The sequence below is a fragment of the Segatella asaccharophila genome, from assembly GCF_054687055.1.
Genome location: NZ_BAACAN010000043.1, coordinates 1 through 6192, shown reverse-complemented (window position 1 = coordinate 6192; position 6192 = coordinate 1). Strand labels below are relative to the sequence as shown.

At 41.8% G+C, this 6192-nt stretch carries 4 protein-coding genes; all 4 read left to right on the top strand.

All coding sequences use genetic code 11. The annotated features are described in order from the left end of the window. Positions 1–2702: SusC/RagA family TonB-linked outer membrane protein (locus ACYRYG_RS13100; RefSeq protein WP_460198458.1), on the top strand; the 2702-nt coding region annotated here is incomplete at its 5' end. Positions 2703–2719: 17 nt separating this feature from the next. Continuing rightward, positions 2720–4726 carry a RagB/SusD family nutrient uptake outer membrane protein gene (locus tag ACYRYG_RS13095; protein WP_460198457.1) on the top strand — a complete coding sequence of 669 codons (2007 nt, stop codon included), beginning with the start codon at positions 2720–2722 and terminating at the stop codon, positions 4724–4726. 21 nt (positions 4727–4747) lie between these two features. Next, positions 4748–5755 carry a DUF4973 domain-containing protein gene (locus ACYRYG_RS13090; RefSeq protein WP_460198456.1) on the top strand — a complete coding sequence of 336 codons (1008 nt, stop codon included), beginning with the start codon at positions 4748–4750 and terminating at the stop codon, positions 5753–5755. A 142-nt stretch (positions 5756–5897) separates the two neighbouring features. Next, positions 5898–6192 (top strand): hypothetical protein (locus ACYRYG_RS13085; protein ID WP_460198455.1); only part of this gene is annotated, 295 nt, incomplete at its 3' end.

Sequence of the window (6192 nt, the reverse complement as noted above, 5' to 3'; positions counted from 1 at the left end):
CTGTTGATGTCGATCAGCTGAAGACTCCGACGGCAAGTCTTTCCAATGCTTTGGCGGGAAATGTCCCGGGAATTTTTGCACAGATGTCGTCTGGACAGCCTGGTAGCAATGTGTCGGAATTCTGGATCAGAGGTCTTTCTACATTCGGAGGAGGTTCAAACCCTTTGGTCTTGGTAGATGGCTTTGAGCGTGATTTGAATGATGTGAATGTGGAAGATGTTCAGTCAATTACGGTCCTGAAGGATGCTTCTGCTACGGCTATTTATGGCTCCCGTGGTGCAAATGGTGTGATTTTGATTACGACCAAGCATGGCAAGGAGGGCAAGGTAAATATCAATGCGAAGGTAGAAACTTCATATAGTGCCCGTACGATGACACCAAAACCAATTGATGGCGTAACCTATGCGCAATTGGAAAATCAGGCTTTAATTGCAAGAAATCAAGAACCAGCATGGACTCAAAGTGATATTAATCTGTTTAAATCTGGACTGGATCCGGATTTGTATGCGAATACCGACTGGATGAAGTTGCTTCTTAAGAAGGGTGCTCCTACTTATCGTGCAAATATGAGTGTCAGTGGGGGTGGTTCCCTTGCCCGTTATTTCTTATCCGGAAGTTATGTGGATGAATCGGGTATCTATAAGGTGGATAAGGACCTTAAGAAGGAGCATAATACTAATGCGGACTATCATCGTTGGAATTACCGGATGAATACAGATGTCAATATTACAAAAACAACCTTGCTGAGCCTGGGCGTTTCAGGGTCTCTGGATGCCCAGAATAGTCCGGCAACAGGTAATAATATTTGGACATCATTGTTAGGGCAGATTCCTATTGTTCCGGTAAAATTTTCAAATGGTTATTACCAGGCTCAAGGGACTGATTTCCGGACAAATCCGTGGGTTTTTGCCACTCAGGAGGGATATGCAGAAACTTGGAAAAACAAGATTCAGTTGACTTTAAACCTTAATCAGGATTTAGGTTTTATTACCAAGGGACTTAGTTTCTTTGGTCGTTTTGGATACGATACAAATGACAGCGAATATAATCGGCATGCCCAATGGCCGGAACAGTGGACTGCTGACAATAATCGTGATGATAATGGAAATATAGTCTTTACCAAAGTTTGTGATCAACATTTGATGACTTTGACATCACATTCCTACGGGCAACGTATGGAGACGTTAGAGGCTGAACTGCATTATAACCGTATATTTGGCTCTCATACGGTAGGGGCTGTAGCTAAATATACAATTGACCGGACGGTTAATACTTCAGAAAACACGAGTGGTGACTATATTCAGAATATAGATTACCGCCACCAGGGAATGGCCGGTCAGATTACATACGGATTCAAAGAGCGATATTTTGCAGATTTTAATTTTGGTTATAACGGATCGGAGAATTTTGCCAGACATCACCAATATGGCTTTTTCCCTGCTTTCTCAGTTGCCTGGAATATTGGAGAGGAACCATGGATTCAGAAAAATCTGCCTTGGATGAATATGCTGAAGGTCCGTTTCTCTGATGGTAAGGTCGGAAATGATAATCTTGGGACTACCCGTTTTCCGTATCAGTCTACATTCCAGTCATTAAAAAATTACAGCTATCAGTATCAGGATATCATGCAGGGTTCTACAAGCAGTACGTCTTATCAGGGACTTACCTACGCCAGGATTTCGTCTCCTTATATAACTTGGGAGATGGCGCATAAGAAGGATATTGGTGTTGATTTCTCGTTTTTTGATGATCAGATTAGTGGTACGGTGGATTATTACGACGAGCAACGTAGCGGTATTTATCAGTCGCGTTCCTATTTGCCTTACTACATTGGCTTGAATACATTGACTCAGTCTCCTGCTGCGAATATAGGAAAGGTATCTAATAAAGGAGTTGATGGAAATATTGCTTTAAAACAAAAAATAGGAGAGGTCAATTTGACTTTAAGGGCTAATATGACTTACAGTAAGAATAAGATTCTGGAATATGATGAGGAATATAGCCGTTATCCTTATACCTGCCAGACCGGCTACAGTATCAATCAGGCAAGGGGGTATATCGCCTTGGGCCTTTTCAAGAGTTATGACGATATCCGGAATAGCCCGAAGCAGACGTTCGGTGATGTTGCTCCCGGTGACATCAAGTACAAGGATGTCAATGGTGACGGAATCATAGATAGTAATGATATGGGTCCGATTGGCGATGCAAAAACTCCTAATCTGATGTATGGTTTTGGCTTGTCATTAGCCTGGAAAAACTTTGACTTTAATGTTTTGTTCCAAGGTGCTGGAAAATCATCCTTCTTCCAGAAAGGTTATCTTTCCTATGCTTTTGCCAATAAACAATATGGGAATATTCTACAGGATGTCATTGGCAAGTATTGGGAGCTGGGCGTCAATGAAGATCCTAATGCCAAGTACCCTCGCCTGACTTATGGATGGAATTCGAATAATTACCAGAATTCAACTTACTGGCTGCGTGATGGGCGGTATTTAAGGCTGAAGAATCTGGAAATAGGCTATACTATTCCTAAACAACTTTTGATCCATCTGCATATAACCAATGCAAGGTTTTATTTCATGGGTACCAATCTGTTGACTTTCTCAAAGTTTAAGCTTTGGGATCCTGAGCTGTCAAGTGAAACGGGTGAGGCTTATCCACTTTCACGGGTCTTGACACTTGGACTTACACTCAGCTTATAACCTAAAATATGTGTATTATGAAAATAAATAAAATTATCTTATTCGGTTTGCTCATTGGAGGAGCCGGAATGTTGTTCACTTCTTGTTCTGACTATCTGGATGAGGAGAAGAATTTCAAAAATCTGCAGACAGAAGATAAAATTTTTACGGACAAAGATTTTACGGAACAGTGGTTGTCCTATTGTTATGCCAATCTTTTAGGCGACAATATGGAGATGGGACATACAAATAACAATGTTACGAACTTCTCCGATGATATAGTTTTCAATGAAGGAAATAATGGGGTTTATTACCAACAGTATAAACTTGGGCAGTATGAAAGTATTACCACCCAGGCCTGGGCTCGTTCGTATGATGGTATCAGACAAGCATCCGTATTGATACAGGATATTGATAAAAATACGAAATTTACGGAGGAAGAGCGTACAGACATCAAAGGCCAGGCGCGTTTTCTGAGAGCTTATTTTTACTGGTTGCTTTTGCGGCATTACGGTCCATGTCCTATTCTGCCTGATAATGGAGCTGACTATACGAAATCCTATGATGAACTGAGTCTCCCGCGTAGTACGTATGATCAGGTTACAGATTATATTGCTAATCAGATGGTTCAGGCAGCTAAGGAATTACCTGCTACTCGGTCAACCACTCAGATAGCACGTCCGACTAAGGGAGCAGCACTTGCTGTCAGGGCAAAAGTCTATCTGTATGATGCCAGTCCACTTGCTAATGGGAATAAAGATGAGGCTGATTTTGTGGATGACAAGGGTAATCCTTTAATCAATCAGATTTATGACGAGAGTAAATGGGCAAGGGCTGCGGCGGCTGCCTTGGATGTGATCAATCTGAAACAGTACAGCCTGTATGTTGCTTACAAGAAGATTAGTTCAGATTATGCTTATCCGAGCACGATAACACCTCCCTATAATGCGGAATATTCAAATAAGAATTTCCCGGATGGATGGGGCGATATTGATCCATTTGAATCCTATCGTGCCATTTTTGATGGGGATGTTCTGGCTGCACAGGATCCTGAATTGATCTTTACTCGTGGTGTCAATGATGCAGATAATGATGGAAATAGTGGAAATGGAATAACAGCTTTAGTCTTGCATGCTCTGCCAAGTTCTGCAGGAGGATATAATTGTCACGGACTGACCCAGAAGCAGTGTGATGCATACGATATGGCAGACGGGACTTCGTTTGACCGTGATGAGGCTCCGAAAGAGTTTACTAGTAATAGTAATCTTGCAGAACATCCTTATGATCATTTAGGAAATGGCGTATGGATGGAATATGCTAACCGGGAGCCTCGTTTCTATGCCTCTGTTGCTTTTAATGGATGTGTGTGGCCTTGTGCAAGTGCACGTGATGCGAATTTTAGGAATCGTCAATTATGGTATTATCGTGGACAGGCTGACGGTCGTTCTAATTCCAGTGAGCGGTGGATACCAACAGGTATCGGAATGATGAAGTTCGTTAATCCGAATGATTGCAATACGGATAATGGAAGTGTGACTCCGAAAGCTGAGCCGACCATTCGCTATGCGGATATCCTCCTGATGTATGCAGAGGCGTTGAATGAATTGACGCAGAATTATCAGATTTCATCCTGGGACGGCTCCGCAACTTACTCGATTAAGAGGGATGTTGAGGAGATGCGCAGAGGGATCAAGCCGGTCCGTATGCGTGCAGGCGTTCCGGATTATGATGACGCTACCTATGCAAGCCAGAGTGCGTTTCGTATAAAACTAAAACATGAACGTCAGGTGGAATTTATGGGCGAAAATCAACGCTACTATGATTTAAGACGCTGGAAAGATGCTCCGAAGGAAGAGGGTGAGCAGGTCTATGGCTGTAATACGCTGATGACGGCTGATCATGCTGCGCTGTACTATGTGCCGGTTCGTGTGCCGGATCTGCAGTGTGCCTTCTCTCATAAAATGTATTTCTGGCCTATTTTGAAAGAAGAACTGAAGCGTGATAATAAATTGACACAAGCTCCAGGCTGGAAGAGTTATGAATAATTCAATTAGAAGAATCAGATTATGAAGAAAACATATTTATTAGGTTGTCTGTTGGGTTTGGGACTATTTGTAGCATCCTGTACCGACAACTTCCAAGGTGAGCTGTATGACCAGATGATTTCCTTTAAAGCGCCTGTTAATAGTAATGGAGTTTATGATGTCTATCTCCGTTATAAAACAAACGGGAAAGATACTTTTAACCTTCCGGTCATTGTCAGCGGTACAGAAAATAGCAAGCACGGTCTTGATGTAAATATCGGGGTGGATAATGATACGCTGGCCATCCTGAATACTGAACAGTATAATGACCGGACAGATTTGTATTACCATCAGCTTCCTCAACAGTATTTTAAGTTCCCCTCGAATATCTGCCATATTCCTGCGGGTACTGCAGTGCAGACATTCCCGATTGCCTTTGATTTTACCGGTTTGGATCTTGTAAATAACTGGGTGCTTCCTCTGACTGTTGAGGCAAATTCGGCTTATAAACAAAACCGCTATAACGGACGGGATAAGGCTCTGCTGAATATCAACCTGTTTAATGATTATTCGGGCGTTTATTCTGCAACGGCCATGAATATCTATTTTCATGGAGAGACAAATAATCCGGCTGTTGTGGATACTCGTACTGCTAAGGTAGTGGATGAGAATACGATCTTTGTTTATGCAGGGACAGTATGGGAGGAAGATCCGGACAGAAACCTGTACAAGATCAATATCAAGTTTGAACCAGGTACAATGCAGGCTGACAGTACGATTACCGGTAATATTACTTTAAATCCAGGTGATCCTGATAATAAGTTTAATCTGACTACAACGGGTAACTGTACGTATGAAATCCAAAAAATCATGGATCAGCAGAGTCCGTATCTGGAACATTATTATGTCATTCTAAGGCTTAATTACAGCTATTCGGATATAACGTCGGATCCAAATAATCCGGTTCGTTATGATGCAACAGGGATGTATACCTTGGAACGTAAGATCAATACTTTGATACCTGACCAGGATCAGGCTATTGAATGGTAGAGGTTAAGGTGTTGTCTGGTGATTGTTAATTGCTTGAAGAGTAGCATCGTATGAGAATATTTATATGGTGCTGCTCTTTTATGTTTGTTTTCTAAAGTAAAATAGCATTTGGATATAATATATGATGGATTAAACTTTAATCATGAATACCAAAATAAATAAGTGTATCGTTAATCAATATGCCGGGGGATTCTTCTTGTTTCTTATGGCTGTGTTGCTTTCTGCTTCCTGTAATGCGAAAAATAGTTGTAAGACAAACCAGAAATGGGGGAGGTTATCCTTGCCCGTGACTCGTTATACTGGAAAGGTCGGATGGCTTCACCCACGGGACACTACTGTCGTAACATTAAGGTGGCCTGGAAATAGAGCACGTAAGTATCAGATTGTCCTATCGGATGTTTTTAATGCGAAAACGGTTTCTCTGACACTCGGGAGCA